General features: G+C 67.7%; 14 protein-coding genes and 2 pseudogenes. 9 read left to right on the forward strand and 7 right to left on the reverse strand.

Going from position 1 to position 16048, the window contains the following annotated elements:
* The 4 genes and pseudogenes from Q8S40_RS05880 to Q8S40_RS05895 all read right to left on the reverse strand — a co-directional run.
* On the reverse strand, nt 1–1063 hold a 1063-nt coding region (locus Q8S40_RS05880), incomplete at its 3' end, for an efflux RND transporter permease subunit (RefSeq protein ID WP_305669639.1).
* A gap of 3 nt (nt 1064–1066) precedes the next feature.
* On the reverse strand, nt 1067–2701 hold the full coding sequence (locus tag Q8S40_RS05885; protein WP_305669640.1) for an efflux RND transporter periplasmic adaptor subunit: 1635 nt from the start codon (nt 2699–2701) through the stop codon (nt 1067–1069).
* A gap of 418 nt (nt 2702–3119) precedes the next feature.
* Complete coding sequence (locus Q8S40_RS05890; RefSeq protein ID WP_305669641.1) at nt 3120–4097, reverse strand: prolyl oligopeptidase family serine peptidase; 978 nt, start codon at nt 4095–4097, stop codon at nt 3120–3122.
* A gap of 121 nt (nt 4098–4218) precedes the next feature.
* A pseudogene (locus Q8S40_RS05895) lies at nt 4219–4347 on the reverse strand (IS481 family transposase); the annotation flags it as partial.
* 571 nt (nt 4348–4918) lie between these two features.
* Between Q8S40_RS05895 and Q8S40_RS05900 the strand changes: the two are divergent.
* Nucleotides 4919–5500, forward strand: coding sequence for a cytochrome b/b6 domain-containing protein (locus tag Q8S40_RS05900; RefSeq protein ID WP_305669642.1), 582 nt, complete (start codon nt 4919–4921; stop codon nt 5498–5500).
* A 69-nt stretch (nt 5501–5569) separates the two neighbouring features.
* The gene (locus Q8S40_RS05905) at nt 5570–6271 is read left to right on the forward strand and encodes a VIT family protein (protein ID WP_305669643.1); all 702 of its coding nucleotides are present in this window, start codon (nt 5570–5572) and stop codon (nt 6269–6271) included.
* A 569-nt stretch (nt 6272–6840) separates the two neighbouring features.
* Here Q8S40_RS05905 and Q8S40_RS05910 read toward each other — a convergent pair.
* Both Q8S40_RS05910 and Q8S40_RS05915 read right to left on the reverse strand, forming a co-directional pair.
* Nucleotides 6841–7821, reverse strand: a complete 981-nt coding sequence (locus Q8S40_RS05910; RefSeq protein ID WP_305669644.1) for a 2-hydroxyacid dehydrogenase — start codon at nt 7819–7821, stop codon at nt 6841–6843.
* A gap of 10 nt (nt 7822–7831) precedes the next feature.
* The gene (locus tag Q8S40_RS05915; protein WP_305669645.1) at nt 7832–9004 is read right to left on the reverse strand and encodes an enolase C-terminal domain-like protein; all 1173 of its coding nucleotides are present in this window, start codon (nt 9002–9004) and stop codon (nt 7832–7834) included.
* 158 nt (nt 9005–9162) lie between these two features.
* Here Q8S40_RS05915 and Q8S40_RS05920 point away from each other — a divergent pair, with 158 nt between their 5' ends.
* Together Q8S40_RS05920 and Q8S40_RS05925 are read left to right on the forward strand one after the other, a co-directional pair.
* Complete coding sequence (locus tag Q8S40_RS05920) at nt 9163–10143, forward strand: tripartite tricarboxylate transporter substrate binding protein (protein ID WP_305669646.1); 981 nt, start codon at nt 9163–9165, stop codon at nt 10141–10143.
* Between the two features lie 6 nt (nt 10144–10149).
* Nucleotides 10150–11298: a mandelate racemase/muconate lactonizing enzyme family protein gene (locus Q8S40_RS05925; protein ID WP_305669647.1), complete on the forward strand. Its 1149-nt coding sequence runs from the start codon at nt 10150–10152 to the stop codon at nt 11296–11298.
* 41 nt (nt 11299–11339) lie between these two features.
* Here Q8S40_RS05925 and Q8S40_RS05930 read toward each other — a convergent pair whose 3' ends face one another.
* Entirely contained in the window at nt 11340–12260 is a 921-nt protein-coding gene (locus Q8S40_RS05930) for a FadR/GntR family transcriptional regulator (RefSeq protein WP_371136809.1), read from the reverse strand.
* A 200-nt stretch (nt 12261–12460) separates the two neighbouring features.
* Between Q8S40_RS05930 and Q8S40_RS05935 the strand changes: the two genes are divergently transcribed.
* From Q8S40_RS05935 to Q8S40_RS05955, 5 genes and pseudogenes are all read left to right on the forward strand, one after another.
* A complete protein-coding gene (locus tag Q8S40_RS05935) occupies nt 12461–12844 on the forward strand; it encodes a hypothetical protein (RefSeq protein ID WP_305669649.1) in 384 nt (127 codons plus the stop codon).
* 33 nt (nt 12845–12877) lie between these two features.
* Entirely contained in the window at nt 12878–14458 is a 1581-nt protein-coding gene (locus Q8S40_RS05940) for a phage tail sheath C-terminal domain-containing protein (RefSeq protein ID WP_305669650.1), read from the forward strand.
* A 19-nt stretch (nt 14459–14477) separates the two neighbouring features.
* The gene (locus Q8S40_RS05945) at nt 14478–15008 is read left to right on the forward strand and encodes a phage tail protein (RefSeq protein ID WP_304808660.1); all 531 of its coding nucleotides are present in this window, start codon (nt 14478–14480) and stop codon (nt 15006–15008) included.
* A 7-nt stretch (nt 15009–15015) separates the two neighbouring features.
* A complete protein-coding gene (locus Q8S40_RS05950) occupies nt 15016–15729 on the forward strand; it encodes a hypothetical protein (RefSeq protein ID WP_305669651.1) in 714 nt (237 codons plus the stop codon).
* A pseudogene (locus tag Q8S40_RS05955) lies at nt 15726–16048 on the forward strand (hypothetical protein); the annotation flags it as partial. The gene Q8S40_RS05950 and the pseudogene Q8S40_RS05955, both read left to right, overlap by 4 nt.

Genomic DNA, 16048 nt, shown 5'->3' on the forward strand with positions numbered 1-16048 from the left:
ACAGCACGATCGCCACCACGATGAAGGCCTCGGCCAGCACCTGCTGCAGGTTGGCGATGGATTGTGCGATGAAGTCGGCCTGGCGGAACTTGACGCGGTCCGCCACCACGCCGCGCGGCATGCCGGCCTGGAGTTCGGCCAGCGCCGCCTCCACCGCACGGGTCAGGCGGATCGTGTCGGCACCTGGTTGCTTGGCGACGGCAAGGATGACCGCGGGCTGGCCATCCACCCCCGCTTCGCCGCGCTTGAAGCGCGGGCCGTATTCCACGCGCGCCACCTGGCGCAGCGCGATGGGCTGCCCTTCCCGGAAGCCGACCGTGGCGTTGCGCAGATCCTCAAGCGAGGTGGTGCGGCCGATGTTGCGGATCAGGAACTCGCGGCCCGCCTGGTCCACGTAGCCGCCACCGGCATTGCCGCCGAACTGGCGCAGCGCGGTGATGAGCTGGTCATTGGTCAGGTCCAGCGCGTGCAGGCGGTCCAGCTCCGGCATCACACGGAACTGCCGCACCTCGCCGCCGATCGGGATGACCTGGGAGATGCCGGGGATGGTCAGCAACCGCGGACGCATCACCCAGTCGGCCAGGTCGCGCAGCTCCATCGGGCCAAGCGAGCCATCCGCGGGCGCGGTCATCGCCACCAGCATGATCTCCCCCATGATGGAGGAGACCGGCGCCATGGTCGGCAGCACGCGAGGCGGCAGCTGCGCCTGGATCTGGCCGAGGCGTTCGCTGACCTGCTGCCGCGCACGCCAGATGTCGGCGCCCCAGTCGAATTCGACGAAGACGATCGACAGCCCGACGGAGGAGACGGAGCGCACGCGCGTGACGCCGGGCAGCCCGTTCACCGCCGTCTCGATCGGGAAGGAGACGAGCTGCTCCACCTCCTCCGGCGCGAAGCCTTCCACCTCGGTCATCAACGTCACGGTCGGCTTGTTGAGGTCGGGGAAGACATCCACCGGCATGCGCGAAAGCGTGAAGATACCGTAGAGGCTGACCAGCAATGCGGCCGCCAGCACGAACAGGCGGTTGCGCAGCGAGAAGCCGACAATGGCGTTGAACAGCATGGTTCAGCGGACCTGGGCGATCAGCGCGGCACCCTGTACCACCACCCGCTGCCCGGGCTCGAGCCCGGCAGTTACCACCACGCGCGTGCCGTCCAGGGGTTGCACGCGCACCTGGCGTGGAATGAAACGCTCGGCCGTCGCGTGTTCGAAGACCACGGGCGGGCCTTCGGCGCTGCGCACCACCGCATCGGACGGCAGCACGATGCCCCGCACGGCGCGGGCCGTGCGCAGGGTGACAAGCACCGAGATGCCGATGGGCGCGTCCGGCGGCGGCGTGTCCACGCGGAAATTCACCGGCACTGCCTGCTGCCGCACCGTTAGCCCGCGCCCCATGAAGACCAGGTCCAGCACCCGGCCATCCGGCAGTGTGGCGCTGGCGCCGATGATGCGCTCCAGCGCCGCGCGGTCGAAGGCCAGCGCCTCCACCCACAGCCGGCTTGGATCGACGATCTCGACGATGGTGGTCGCGCTGTCCACCAACTGCCCGACGGCGCCGCGCACGGTCGAGACGATGCCCGAGACCGGCGCCACCAGCGGCTCACGCCCCGAGAGCGCCGGCTGGATCGCGGCGCGCCGCTGTCGCACGCCCGCAAGCTCGGCCTGCGCGTCCAGGATCTCCCGCTCCGCCACCGTCCCACGAAGGCTGGTCAGGCGGCGGACCCGCGCCTCCAGGATCGTGATCTGCGCGTCGAGTTCCGCGGCATTCTGGATGAGGCCCCCCCGCTCGGCCGCGCTGTAGGTGGGTGTGACATAGGCGAGGACCTGACCACGCTCGACGCGCTGGCCGAGGGTGGGAAAGCCCGTATCGCCTGGCTCCAGCCGCCCGTTCTGGCTTGCCTGAACCCGCCCCGAGGCGTTCGGATCAGGCACCAGGGTGCCGATCATGCGCAGCGCGGCCGAGGCCTCGCCATTCTCGGTCAGCTGGGTCCGCAGGTTGAGCAGGCGCTGGGAGGGCTTGGGCACGAAGATGGAACCGTCCTGCAGGCGGCGCGGCGCCTCGCCGGTAACCAGCGCCTGCTGGGCGCCAGCGGGGCCGGCGGCGAGGAGCGAGACGAGCAGCAGCGCCGCGGCGCGCCGGGCGCCGGCCGGCAAGACGCCCACGGGGCGGATGGAGGGTGCCTCCTCGATCATGGGCGGGAGGGGGCGGCGGACCGAGGCCCGCCCGAGCAGAAGCCCAAGCACGAGCAACCCGATCCCGATACCGACCTGGACGGTGCTGTTTCGCAGCAGGGCCAGCGCGTCGACCATCGTGCCGGATACCGCCGGCGGCGCGGGCACGTCCAGCGTCGCGGTCAGCAGGTCCATCTCCTCGCCGGCCATGACGGTGAACACCAGGTCGAGCTGGCCTGGCCGGTCCAGCAGCGGGTGCCGCGCCACGAATAGGCCGATGCCCTGGCGCTCCGCAGCCACCTCCTGGCCATCGATGGTCAGCGTGACGGAACCCTCGAGCGGATTGTTGTCGGCATAGCGGTCGAGCGTGACGGTCAGCGCACCGCCTGGCTGCAGGATGGCGACGACCTCGAACAGATCGCTGTGGGCCTCCGCACGGGGCAGAGCGGTGGCGATGGCCTCTGGCGCGGCGCCGTGGTCATGCCCCTCATGGGCCGCGGCGGGTCGCCCGAGGAGCAGCGACGCCAACAGAACGAAAGCGGCAAGCTGAAGCAAAGCCGGCAGGTGGCTAACGGCGGGACGACGGTGCATGGAGGGCTCCTGGGAGCATCCTTGATGGAGCCATATGTGCGACGGCGCCGCGCAGAATTATGACAAAGTATGTCCGCAACAATTTCGGGCTGGCGGCGCGGGAACACTCGCGGGGGGCTCCGCCTTCGCCACGGGCCACGGCGATGATCCGAAAGCGGGCGCACCCCGTCCGCCACCGGTACGGCCGAGCGAAGGCTGGATTGGACCCCCTCCCCTGTTCAATTTTTTCCCCGCTAGATCAATCTGTTATGCCATACCTGGAGGGGTCGCATACCCGGAACATTTGGCGTCCTTGGTGCCGCGACGGTCTGGCGCCCATGTTCTGCGCGGCAGGCGGGTGGCCCGGCGCAAATGCTCAGGGCCGTAGCGCATCCGTCATGAATCGCACCATTTCCGCATTGAGGCGCGCGTGAAACACGGCGCGTTCGAAGCCTGGGTTGCCGACGCAGATGGCGGGCGCCACACGGGCCAGACCTTCCGGGCAGGGTGCCATGAAGTCGAAATGTCCGGCACCGGCCACGCGGTGGAACTCCGGCGGCCGAGGCAGGGCGGATCGCACCGGTTCCGCATAGTGGGGCATGGGCAGAATGGTATCCTCCTCCGCCTGCCAGAGCTGCACAGGCATGGTCAGCTCGGCCAGCGATCCGGGGCCGAAGGTGAAGCCGAGCGCCGGGGCGGCCACGACGAGCGCGCGCAGGGCGTGCGGTGCGCGCGTCAGGACGGTGGGCGCGACGGGCGGCGCGGCGGCGGCGATCAGCCGGCAATCGAAGAAATCGGGATTCGCGGCGCAGTGCGCGGCAACCCTGCCGCGATCGGGCGTCCCGCCCGCTGCCGCCAGCACGATGAAATCGCCAGCGGAATAACCGAAGGCGCCAATCCGGTCGGGATTCACGGCTCCAGGATTCCAATGCTCCACGACATGCTCGACCACCGCCGCGAATTGGCGCGTGCGCGCGCCAAGATCTGCGGCGCCGGTGCGGTCGCGCGTGTTGTCCCCGGTATGGGTCGGCGCGGCCACGACAAAGCCCGCCTGAGCGAGAGCGAGGGCCGTGTCCACATGTCCGGTGAAGGAGCTGCCGGTGCCGTGCGAGATGACGATGAGGGGAAGGTTGCGCCCCCTCACCGGGGCGCCCGGCGCCAGATCCTGGCTGAAGAAATCAAGCCGTGTGGCGCGTGGCGCCGCCCCCTCTGCCGGATACCACAGGGCGGTTTCAACCGGGGCCGCCGTGCCGTTCGGGACAGCGATCACAACGAAACCCACGCTTCCATTCTCGGCCCGAGCCGGGAGACAGGCAACAAGGAATACAAGCACGACTGCCTGGAGGGAGCGCATCCATCGATCCTTCGGGACGAGGCATCGCCCAATTGGGTATAGCGCGGCCGGCCTTCGTGCTGTGTCACGTTTGGAACACCCTGGCTTCCATCGAGCGAGGGCTCATCAGCGGGTCCGTGCAGAGGCAGTCGTCCAGCGGCAGAAGCGTATGACGGCGAAACGCGACGACCATCGCCTCCTCCGCCTCGGTCAGGACTGTTGACCGTGACTTTTTCGGCCCGGTCTTGAGGTCCTCGACGTTTGCCCGCTTCCGCCTTTGCGTAGCCGTCCTCAGGCCCGCTGGACCCCATGCTCGGCAGCGCGCTGGTCACGCTCAAGGCGGTGCGGGCGGTCCGCTACGGGCATAATGGCGGGCCACGCTGACGACCCCACCCGGAGCGTCGGTTGACGGGGGTTGTTTACGCTGGCGCGGTTCCAGCGCCCCCCTTCCTGGTGGTACCGGCCGTGCTCGTGCTTATGAACGTGGTCTATGCGATGTCGGCCTATCCGGCTGGCGTGCTGACCGACCGGATGGACCGCGGAGCTGCTCGGAGTCGGGTTGGGCCGTCTGATCGCCGCAGACCACATCCTGGCCGCGTCGAAGGGGCGGGCCGGCATCGCGCGCATGGCGCGCGACTGAGGCAAGAAGCAGTTCTTCAGCGCTTCCGCCTGGAGACCGCCCCTGCCGAGACGCACCTTCCCAATTGATCCGATCATGGACCGCGAGCACCATCCCTGCGCTCGCATGAGGTTGAAGGGTTGACGTCGATCAAGGACAACGGCGGCGATGACCCTTAGCCTCGCCGGATGCAGCGTTCCCAGGCTGCGGCTCAGGGATCATCATGTCCGTCATGCAGGGCCTTCGGGCTTATCACGCCATTCTTGGCCTTCTGGTCGTTGCCGCTTTTCTGACCGGCGAACTTGGCACGATCCACGCAGTGCTGGGTTACGCGATCGCGGTCATCATCGGTGGCCGGCTCATTGCTGCGCTCTCAGGTCTTCGGCAACTGGGTCTGTCACGATTCTACCCGCAGTTCGACGGGCTGACGCTCGGCAACGCCTTCGCCCACCCAGCCATCAGCAAGGCACTGCTGGCCGGTATCGCTGCCTGCCTGATCCTGGCCACCGCGACGGGGATTGCGATGGATCGCGGCAGGACGCTCGGGATGGCAACCAACGTCATCATGAGCGAGGCGCAGGCGCGAGATGAGGGCCGTGAACGCCGGCGAGACCCGGAAGCCCGTGGCGGGGAACAGGAGCATGGCATCGTCGGCGAACTGCACGAGGGGCTGTCAAACTTCCTGATGATCATCGTCGGGCTCCATGTCGCCTACCTGTTTCTGTTCAGGCGCCCGCTGGCGCGCTTCATGCTGTTCATCGCAACGCCCAAGCCCCGGCAGGTTCAACCTGGTCGCGCGCCCTGATCCGCGTAACGCGCGCGGCAACAGGACCCAATCTCCACAGGCGACGCCAGCACTTCGAAGGACAACCCCATGCCGCGCCTCCACCTGCACCCGGAACGCCATCTGGTCTCACGCATCGGATGGCTGCGAGCCGCGGTGCTCGGGGCAAATGATGGCATCGTCTCGACCGCCAGCCTGATCGTCGGCGTGGCTGCCGCTGCGGCCACCCAGGGCGACATCCTGATCGCCGGCGTGGCCGGGTTGGTCGCCGGTGCGATGTCGATGGCGGCTGGCGAATACGTGTCGGTCAGTTCCCAGTCCGACACCGAACAGGCTGACCTCGCCCGGGAAACCCAGGAATTGCGAGACAATCCCGTCTTCGAGCATGAGGAACTGGCCGACATCTATGTCCGCCGCGGCGTCGAGCGCGGGCTGGCACTTCAGGTCGCCGAGCAGTTGATGTCCAAGGATGCGCTCGCGGCCCATGCGCAGGATGAACTCGGGATGTCCGAGATCACCACCGCTCGGCCCATCCAGGCGGCGCTGACCTCAGCCGCGACCTTCGCCGTGGGTGCCGCCATGCCGCTGCTGATGGTGGTCGTCGCACCGACCCACCTGCTCGTCTGGGTCGTCTCCGGCGCGTCGCTGGCCTTTCTGGCTTTGCTGGGTGCCATCGGCGCCCAGGCGGGCGGCGCCAATGTGGTGCGTGCCACAGCGCGCGTGACCTTCTGGGGCGCGCTGGCGATGGCATTGACGGCCGGCATCGGTGCGCTGTTCGGCACGGTGGTGTAGCCAATGCGCCCGCCCCCCCTGGAGAAAGGTCAGCGGGTGGATCCGGCGGCGACCTTGGTAGGCTTGCCATGACGAGCGAAGGAGATCCCGTCGGCGCGACGGGCAGAACATACCCGCCTGTTCCCCTCATGTCCCGCATGCGCACGCCATGATCGACAAGGCGCGACCCGCTGCCGAACCGTCTTGGGCTGTCCCCCGAGGCCATGCTCACGCGCCTCGGCAGCCGCCGCCGCGAAGGGCCGAGCGGTGGTGATCTCGGACATCCCGAGTTCATCCTGCGCTTGGGCCGGTCGCGCCGATGCTGGGCTTTGCACCACTTCCAGGTGCACTGCTGGCGGTGATTGCGGCCCTTGTGGTCGGCTATCTGGTGGCGGCCGAAGTGCTGAAGCGCCTGGCAACCCGGGCAGGTCAGACTTGACGCTAACACCATGGAGACCGGCGGGGACACGCGCCTCCGACTGGACGGTCCATGACAACCGCCTCGCCTCAGGCGCAATGCCCAATACGACCGCCACGTCCTTCATGGTGGTGGCATCCGCTACGTCTGGTGCAACCTCCGCCGCTCGGCTTCATGGCGATTGCGAGGCCTGCCGAACCAGGTTCTCGAATGCGCCATCCGTGTCGAGCCTGCGAATGTTGCGAGCGATCTGGTCGTAGCGCCGGTGCAAAAGCTGCTCGGTCCATGCCGAGGCGTGCGGTGTGCAACGGACATTGGCCAGTTCGTGAAACGGGAAACGGGAAGGCGCCAGCGTGGTCTCGTTCGCTTTCGGGTAGCGGTACCACACGTCGAGGTATGCGGCTGCGATCTGGCGGTTCTGCATGGCGTGGAACAGATCCTCCTCGACAGCGATCTCCGCACGGCCCAGGCTGATCAGAACTGCCGATGGCTTCATCCGCCGGAGCCGGTGCTCGTTGATCAGTCCCCGCGTGGCTTGCGTCAACGGACAGCAGAGCACCAGGAAATCGACCATCGGGAGCATCTCTTCCAGCCCGGAGGCGGGCCGCACCCAATCCGCATCCGCCACGTCGCCGCCACGGCGGCTGACAGCGGCGACCCGCATGTCGAAGGCCCTGGCGCGGCGGGCCAATTCCCGCCCGATATGGCCAAATCCCACAAGGCCGAGGGTCTTGCCCGCAACCTCCTCATGCAGCGTCCGTCCGCGGTAGGCGGCCGGCCAGGTTGCGGCATCCAGATGTCCCGGCATTTCGGCGGGCCTGATGCAGTGCTCCAGCATGGCAAACATGGCGAACTCGGCCATCGGGATCTCGTGGCCAAAGACATTCGCCACCGCGCACCCTGCTGGGACCGCATCAAGCGCAATGCCGTCCAGCCCGGCGCCGGGGACGTGCAGCAGGCGGCACCGCAGGCGGCTCGCCTGGTCCGGCGTGACGTGAGTGGTCACGACAACCTCAGCCTCGATCGGCCCCTGATCCGGGAATGCCGCGATGCCGGTCACTTCGAAGCCGGCGCCGAGCAGTGACTGGAGCCTTGCCGCCTGGGGCGCGTGCTGGGCGAGCACAAGTATCTTCACAACCTTCGCCTCCGCCACCGAAGCCGCCTCACCAATCCACGATGGTGCCGTCATCGAGCACCGCGTTGGCGGTGTGCATCACTTCCTGCACAAAGGGATGCCGTGCCGCTTCCTTCTCGTCGACCTCGACGCCGAAGCCCGGCAGATCGGGCACGGGCCAATAGCCGTCGGTCGCCACGACCGGCTGGCGCACGACATCATGATACCAGGGGACGGACCCGGGCATCGCTTCCTGGATGACGAAGTTTGGCGTCGCGACGGCAAAATGGAGCGCCGCGATGCCTGCCAGTGGCCCATTCGGATTATGTGGCGCGATGCCGGCCTGCGCGACCTCCGCGAAGGCGGCGATCTTCCGGGCCTCAAGCAGCCCGCCACAGTGGTTGAGATCCGGCTGCACGATGTTCGCACCGCGCGCCCCGAGAAGGTCTGCGAACTCCCGCACACCAACAAGACGCTCACCGGTGGCGATGGGACATCTGGCCTGCTGGACAATCTGGCGCATGCCCTCCGTATCGCCGGGCTGGATGGGTTCTTCGCAGAACAGGGGCGAGATTGGCTCGAGGGCGCGGATGAATTGCAGCGCGGCACTGACCGTCCCGGGGCGGCCATGGAAGTCGATCATGATCTCCACATCCTGTCCCACGGCCTCGCGCAGCCTCCGGCCCAACTTTTCGACATGGGAAACTGCAGCAGGCGAGGCTGTCTGGTGAAGATAAGGAATGAAAACCACCTTCAGCGCCCGGTAGCCACGTTCCAGGATTGCCTGCGCCTTCTCGACCATCGGTTCCGGGTCGAAGGTCTCGTAGACGGAGGCCATGTCTCCCAGGCCCAGATGCGTATAGAGTTTCACGCGATCGCGCACCTTGCCACCGAGAAGTCGCCACACCGGCAGCCCCACGGACTTCCCGAAGATGTCCCACAGCGCGTGCTCGATGCCGCTGATCGCGGTCATGCCGATGATGCCCAGGCGGTAATAGCTGTGCTTCTGCAGGATGCGGCAGATCTGCTCGATGTCCCGGGGGTCCCGGCCGAGGAGGAGCGGTTTCAGATCCTCAATGGCGCCGACGACGGCACGCGTCTTCCAGTTCAGCGTTGCCTCGCCCCATCCATAGAGCCAGTCCTGGTCGGTCTCCACCTTCACGAAGACCCAGTTGCGCATCTGGGCATTCACGACGATCGAACGGATATTGGTTATCTTCACTGACGTTTCCCCAGCCCCGTAGGCAGTCGGACGCCCCCAATCCGGACGCTTCCGCAAAGTCATATGGTGACCTTTTGACTCTGTCGCGACAAGTGTTAGGCTCCAGGGCGAACGTTGAACAAGGGCGAGCCAACGCCCTGGCAGGCGGAGGAAATACGATGCACATCACCCGCAGATCACTGACAGCGGCCCTGGGTTTGGCAGCGGTTACGCCTTTTGCAGCCGGGCGGTCCATGGCACAGGCCTTTCCGACCAGGACCGTCAGGGTGCTGGTCGGCTTTCCGCCAGGCGGTTCCACCGACATCTTCGCCCGTGCGGTTGCCGCAGCGCTTTCGGAGAAATGGGCGCAGCCAGTCCTGGTGGAAAATCGTGGCGGCGCCAACGGGATCATCGCCACCGAGGCATTGTCGAGGTCGGCGCCTGATGGCTACACGCTGATGATGACGATCTCGTCGCATGTGACCAATCGGCCGCTTAATCCGAACCTGTCCTACGATCCGCTTCGGGACTTCACACCGCTGACTTTAGTGGCGCGCGCCCCCTTTGTGTTCGTCACACATCCCGCTTTTCCTGCACGAACACTGCAAGATCTGATCCGGCTCGCCCGTGAGAAGCCGGGCGAGATCAACTATGCCTCACCGGGGACGGGATCATCCCAGCAGTTGGCTGTCGAACTCTTTGCGAACATGGCGGGGATCAAGTTCAACCATGTAAGCTACCGAGGCGGCGCGCCGGCGCTCATGGATCTGGTTGCGGGCGTGGTTCCCGTCTCCCTCCTGACCACGACCCAGGTCTTGCCCATGGTCCGGGACGGTCGCGTGCGTCCGCTCGCCGTGACCACGACCGGGCGTTCCGCAGTGATGCCGGAAGTACCCACCGTGGCCGAGTCCGGCGTGCCTGGCTACGACGCCGATGTCTGGTTCGGGCTCATCGCACCGCGTGGGGTCCCGCCGGAGGTCGTCGCGCGGATTCATGCGGACACCTCGGCGGCATTGGCGAACCCCGCCTTGCGGGCGCAATTCACTTCGCAGGATGCGACCGTCATCAACGGTTCGCCGGACGCCTTTGCGACTCTCATGCGGGAGGAAGATGAGAAATGGTCCCGCGTGATCCGCGAAGCCAACATCAGGATAGAGTGATCCGACATGCCGAAAATCGAGGCCGTCGAGGCCTGCGTTGCGCGGGTCCCGCTGGACCAGCCGATTCTCTTTTCCACCCGTAGGGTCACGGCACGCGAATACTGCCTCGTCCGCATCCGTGCGTCGGATGGCACCTATGGCATCGGCTACTGCTACGCAGTGAATACGGCCGGCAAGCTGCTGCTTGATGCTGTGGTCGATGCGTTGGCGCCGCGCCTGATTGGCCAGGATAGCCATCGCGTCGAAGGTCTTTGGCAGGAGATGTATCAGGATACCCTGCTGCTTGGCCGCGTCGGCGCCGTGACGCGCGCCCTGTCCGCCCTCGACACCGCGCTCTGGGACCTCAACGCGCGTAGCGTCGGACTGCCGCTGTACCGCTATCTCGGTGCGACAGTTCTGGAACGGGTGCCGTGCTACGGCAGCGGCGGCTACTACTGGCCAGGGAAGAGCAACGCGGATCTGGCAGACGAGATGCGGACCTTCGCGGACCAGGGCTATCGTGCCGTGAAAATGAAGGTCGGCCGCCTCTCACCCCGCGAAGAGACTGCCAGGGTGCGCGCCGTGCGGGAAGCGATCGGGCCGGATGTCGAGTTGCTGCTGGACGCGAACAATGCATGGCGCGATCTACCGACGGCGCTTCGCTACACGCGGCCGATCGAGGAGTTCGAGCCTGGCTGGATCGAGGAACCCTTCCTGCCCGACGACATAGACAATCACGCGCGCCTGGCGCGCGCGACGAGCATCCCGGTTGCGACGGGAGAGATCGAGGCGGGCCGCTGGCGGTTCAAGGAGCTTCTCGAGAAAGAGGCGGCGGCAATCCTGCAGACGGATGCAACGGTTTGCGGCGGCATCACCGAATGGCGCCGGATTGCCGCGACGGCCGCGAGCTTCGGCGTCACGGTGTCTCCGCATGCGTGGCACGATATCCATGTACATCTTGTCGCCAGCACGCCGAATGCGAGTTATGTCGAGTTCATGCCGGACGATCACATCGTCAACTTCCGCCGCCTGATCGACCGCCAACTCGTTTTCGACAGGGGCGACCTGCTGCTGCCGGAGGGACCTGGTCTTGGGTTCGATTTCGATATCGATGCGTTGTCCCGCTATGGCGCGAAAGATCTCGGCGGGGAGAGCATCTGGCACGCCGTTCGTTGATCTGCGCGCCATTGCCGCGGGTGACGGGTCGCCTCGGTAGACTACGACAGGATGGCCAGAAGCCGGTCGATACCGGCCTGGAGGTGGTGGCGCGCTGCATTTCGCGCGCGCGCCGGATTGCGTGCGGCAATCGCATCAAGAATTGCTGCATGTTCCTGCACCACGGTTCCGAGCACGCCCCGGCTCCGGCTCCGGGCGTGCGAAATTCCAATGCTCGCTTCCAGGTGCTGCTGGAGGAAGTGCGCGAAATCGGCATAGACGCTGTTGTTGGCGGCTTCGACCATCACCCGATGGAAGTTTAGATCCTGCTGGTGTGCCTCCGCATCAGTGGCCACCGCCTGTTCGAGTGCGGCGAAGGCTTGGTGCAGTTTCTGCAACTGAGAGGGAGTTGCCCGCCTGGATGCGAGTGCAGCAGCCTCGGATTCGATGCCCAGCCGCATTTCAAGAACCTCGATGACGCGTGTTTCATCACCAGCGCCCCGATTGACAATGCGGAACGGCTTCAAATGGCCGGCCGCGGCGACATAGGCACCCGAGCCTTGACGGGTCTCGACGACCCCCTCGGAACGAAGTCGGGCAAGAGCCTCGCGGACGACAGTGAGGCTCACGCCATAGAACTCGCACATTTCCACAATGGTCGGTAGGCGGTCGCCTGGCCGCAATCTTTCCTCAGCGATCTGGCGGATAATCGCATCGGCAACGCGGTCCGTCAGCTTGGGTGCACCAACCAATCCTGTGCCGATCGGTGCGGCCGAAGTTCGCCCCCCTATATTTCGCCCTGACATTTCTTCTAGCCTCTGGAATGGCGTGATAACGCGCGCGCCGGACACAGGCCTTCCGCAAGGCGCCGCCCCGGCAGAACACATGTTCACCATATCACTTTGGGGCATCGAAGCATAACCGACGCACCTGGCCGCCAGGTCCGCTGGCCACCCCGGCAACGCTCCGGCCAATGCCCGCATTGCCCCTCATCCACGGACGCTACCGTTTTTTCTTGCGACCACCCAGTCGTTCGTGCAGCGTGGCGGCGACTTCTACAGCGCCCGCAAAATCGAACTTTCAGACCCGACAGGCCCCACGGCCCGCCCCCCGGCTGGCGTGACAGCGTTCCTGCACCGGGTTCTGGCGATCGGTTCTGCGGCTGGATGGAGAGGAGATGGCGATGGCTGAAACGCTGTCCTGGTCGGTCACCATGGCCTCCAGCTCTGGCGCCGGTGTCGCATCCCATGGCGCCCTCGTGGCGGACGGCACCTCCTCCGCCTCGGTGCAGCTCGATGCCGGGATGGCCGCGGCGGCGCCGCTCACGCTCCAGCTCGACAACGTGGATCGCATCGCCTTCCTCGGCCTGGTCCCCTCCCTTACCGACGGCTCGGTGGAGGTGCAAGCCGATGGCGCGGCGGCGACGAAGCTGAGCGGGCCGCTGATGTTGTTCGGTGGCGCGGTGAAGCTCTTCGCCGGCGACCTCTCGACGCTCAAGGCGCAGAACCGGCACACCACCAAGGCGGCGACGCTCTCGGTCCTCATCGGCCTCAAGCTCGGCGCCTGAACGCGGCACCCCCTCCAGAGCGGAGCGCGCCCCATGCCCGTCAACCCGACCTATCCGGGCGTCTATATCCAGGAAGTCAGCTCCGGCGTGCGCACCATCTCGGGCGTCGCCACGTCCGTCACCGCCTTCGTCGGACGCGCGAAGCGCGGCCCCGTCGGAGAGCCGACCGCCTGCTTCAACTTCGGCGAGTTCAACCGCCGCTTCGGCGGGCTATGGACCGAAGGTCCGCTCTCCTACGCGGTGGACGACTTCTTCGCCAATGGCGGTGGCCAGGCCCTGGCGGTGCGGCTGTTCAAGCCGGGCGCGAGCGACGGCGTGGCGACGCTGACGATCGGCAACCTGAAGCTGCGCGCGGCAAATCCGGGCGCCTGGGGCAACACCCTCACCGGCCGCGTCCTGTGGCCGGAGGACAAGGCGGCGGCGGAGGCGGTGGCCGGACCGCTCGGGCTGACAGAGAACGATCTCTTCGACCTGGTGGTCGAGGATTCCGGCACGGGGCGCGTCGAGACCTTCCGCAACCTCGCGGTGGCCAGCGGCGCCGGGGCGCGGCGCGTCGACCGCGTGCTGCAGGAGGGCTCCTCGCTGGTGCGTCTGGCGAAGCTCGCCGATGGCAGCCCGGACCTGCCGGCCGCGCTGCCGCCCGCGACGCCGGAGCCCTTCCCGAAGGGCACCGGCGGCGATGACGGCGTCGCGCTCGCCCCGGCCGACTACCTCGGCGCGCAGGACAGGAAGACCGGGCTGCACGCGCTGCGCAAGGCCGACCTGTTCAACCTGCTCTGCGTCCCGCCCGACACGCGCGGCGGCACGCTGGACGTGTCGGTGCGCGACAAGGCGGCGGAGATCTGCGCGGAGCTGCGCGCGCTTTACATCATGGACCCGCCGGCAGGCTGGGACGCGGATCCGGATACCGCCGCGGCGAAGGCGAAGGCTGATGTCATCGGCGGCGCCCCGGTGCTGAGCAGCCTGAAGAACGGCAGCAACGCCGCGCTGTTCTTCCCACGCCTGCGCAAACGCGACCCGCTGCGCGGCGGACAGATGGATGTCTTCCCGCCCTGCGGAGCCGTCGCCGGCGTGATGGCACGCACCGATGCCGAGCGCGGCGTCTGGAAGGCGCCGGCGGGCATCGCCGCCGGCATCGCGGGTGCGGAGGAGCTGACCGTGAAGCTCACCGATTCCGAGAACGGCCTCCTCAACCCCGTCGCGGTGAACTGCCTGCGCAGCTTCCCCGTGGTCGGCCGCGTGGTGTGGGGCTCGCGCACGCTGAAGGGGTCAGACCAGCTCGCGGACGACTACAAATACATCCCCGTCCGCCGCCTCGCCCTGTTCATCGAGGAAAGCCTCTACCGCGGCACGCAATGGGTGGTGTTCGAGCCGAACGACGAACCGCTCTGGGCGCAGATCCGCCTCTCGGTCGGCGCCTTCATGCAGCGGCTGTTCCGCCAGGGCGCCTTCCAGGGCGCCAGCCCGCGCGACGCCTATCTGGTGAAATGCGACGGGGAAACGACGACGCAGGACGACATCAACCGCGGCATCGTCAACATCTTGGTCGGCTTCGCGCCGCTGCAGCCGGCGGAGTTCGTCGTGATCTCGATCCAGCAGATTCGCAGCGCCTGACCGGGCGGAGGGAGCAGCCATGCCGCGTTTCACCGCCAACCCCGAACGCTTCGACCCCTACAAGACCTACAAGTTCCGCGTAAGGCTGCCGGACGGCACCTATGTAGCCGGCGTCTCGAAGGTGAGCGCGCTGAAGCGCACGACGGAGGTGGTGAAGCACCGCGAGGGCGGCGATCCCTCCACCTCCCGCAAGTCGCCCGGGCAGACGGAGTACGAGGCGATCACGCTCGAGCGCGGTGTGACCCACGACACGGAGTTCGAGCGCTGGGCGAACAAGGTCTGGAACTATCAATCCGGCCTCGGCGCCGAGGTCTCGCTGAAGGATTTTCGCAAGGACCTGATCCTCGAGATCTACAACGAGGCCGGGCAACTCGCGATCGCCTACCGGCTGTTCCGCTGCTGGCCCTCGGAATACACCGCCTTCCCCGACCTCGACGCATCCGCCAACGCGGTCGCGATCCAGACGCTGAAGCTCGAGAACGAGGGCTGGGAGCGTGACTACGACACGCCGGAGCCGACCGAGCCCACCTACAACGAGCCGGCCGCGTGAGGCCGCCGTGCCGGGGCCCACGGCTGCCGAACTGCTGGAGCTGGTGGAACGCGGCGCGGCGCTAGGGGCCGGGGCGCGCGCCCTGCTGCTGCTGCGCACCGCGCATCCCGGCATTCCGGCGGAGGTGATCGCGGTGGCGCCGCTCTCCGCGCGCGACCGTGCGCTGCTTGGGCTACGCGCCGCGCTGTTCGGCCGCGCGATCCGCTGCCGCGAGCACTGCGACGCCTGCGGCGAGGTGCTGGACCTCGACCTCACTGCCGAGGCGCTTGGCCTCGGTGAAGCTCCGCACGCCTTCCCTGCGGCGCCGCACGCTTTCCCCCCGGCTCCGCACGGGACGCTGCCGGACGGCACGCCGGTCCGCGCACTCTCCGCCGCGGATGCCGCCGCCGCCGAGGGTGCGCCGGACATGCCCACCGCCCGCGCCATCCTGCGCAGCCGCGCCGCGCCGGATGCGGCCGACGGCCCCGAGCTTGACGCGGCGCTGGAAGCGCTGGACCCGGATGCGCGGGTGGTGCTGGACCTGCTCTGCCCCGCCTGCGGCACCACCGCGACGCGCGAGCTCGACGTCCCCCGCCTGGTCTGGTGCGAGCTGGAGGCGCGCATCCCGCGCCTGCTGCGCGAGGTGGCGGAGATCGCCCGCGTCTTCCACTGGTCGGAGCGCGACATCCTCGCCCTGCCGCCCGCCCGCCGCGCCTTCTACCTCGCGGAGGCGCGGGGATGAGCGGCTTCCTCTCCCGCATCGCCGCGCGGAGCATCGGGGCGGTGCCGGCACTGGCACCGCGCCCGCCCTCACACTTCGAGCCGGAGCCCGCCCCCCTCGATGCGGCCCCTGCCAAGGCGCCGGCCGTCGCGCCGCGGGTGAGCGCCGCGCCGCCGGAAGTGCGCGAGCGGGCTTCCCACGCCGCGGCGCCTGCCATGCCTGCAATGGGGGCGCCGGCCGCGGCGCGACCGGATGCGCTGCCGGCGGTGCTGCCGCCCGGCGCAACGCCACCCGCGCGCCGGCTCGGGGCGCCGCTGGGCGCGTCGGTGGAAGCCGCGGC

The sequence above is a fragment of the Falsiroseomonas sp. genome (assembly GCF_030695085.1).
In the GTDB taxonomy this organism is placed as follows: domain Bacteria; phylum Pseudomonadota; class Alphaproteobacteria; order Acetobacterales; family Acetobacteraceae; genus Falsiroseomonas.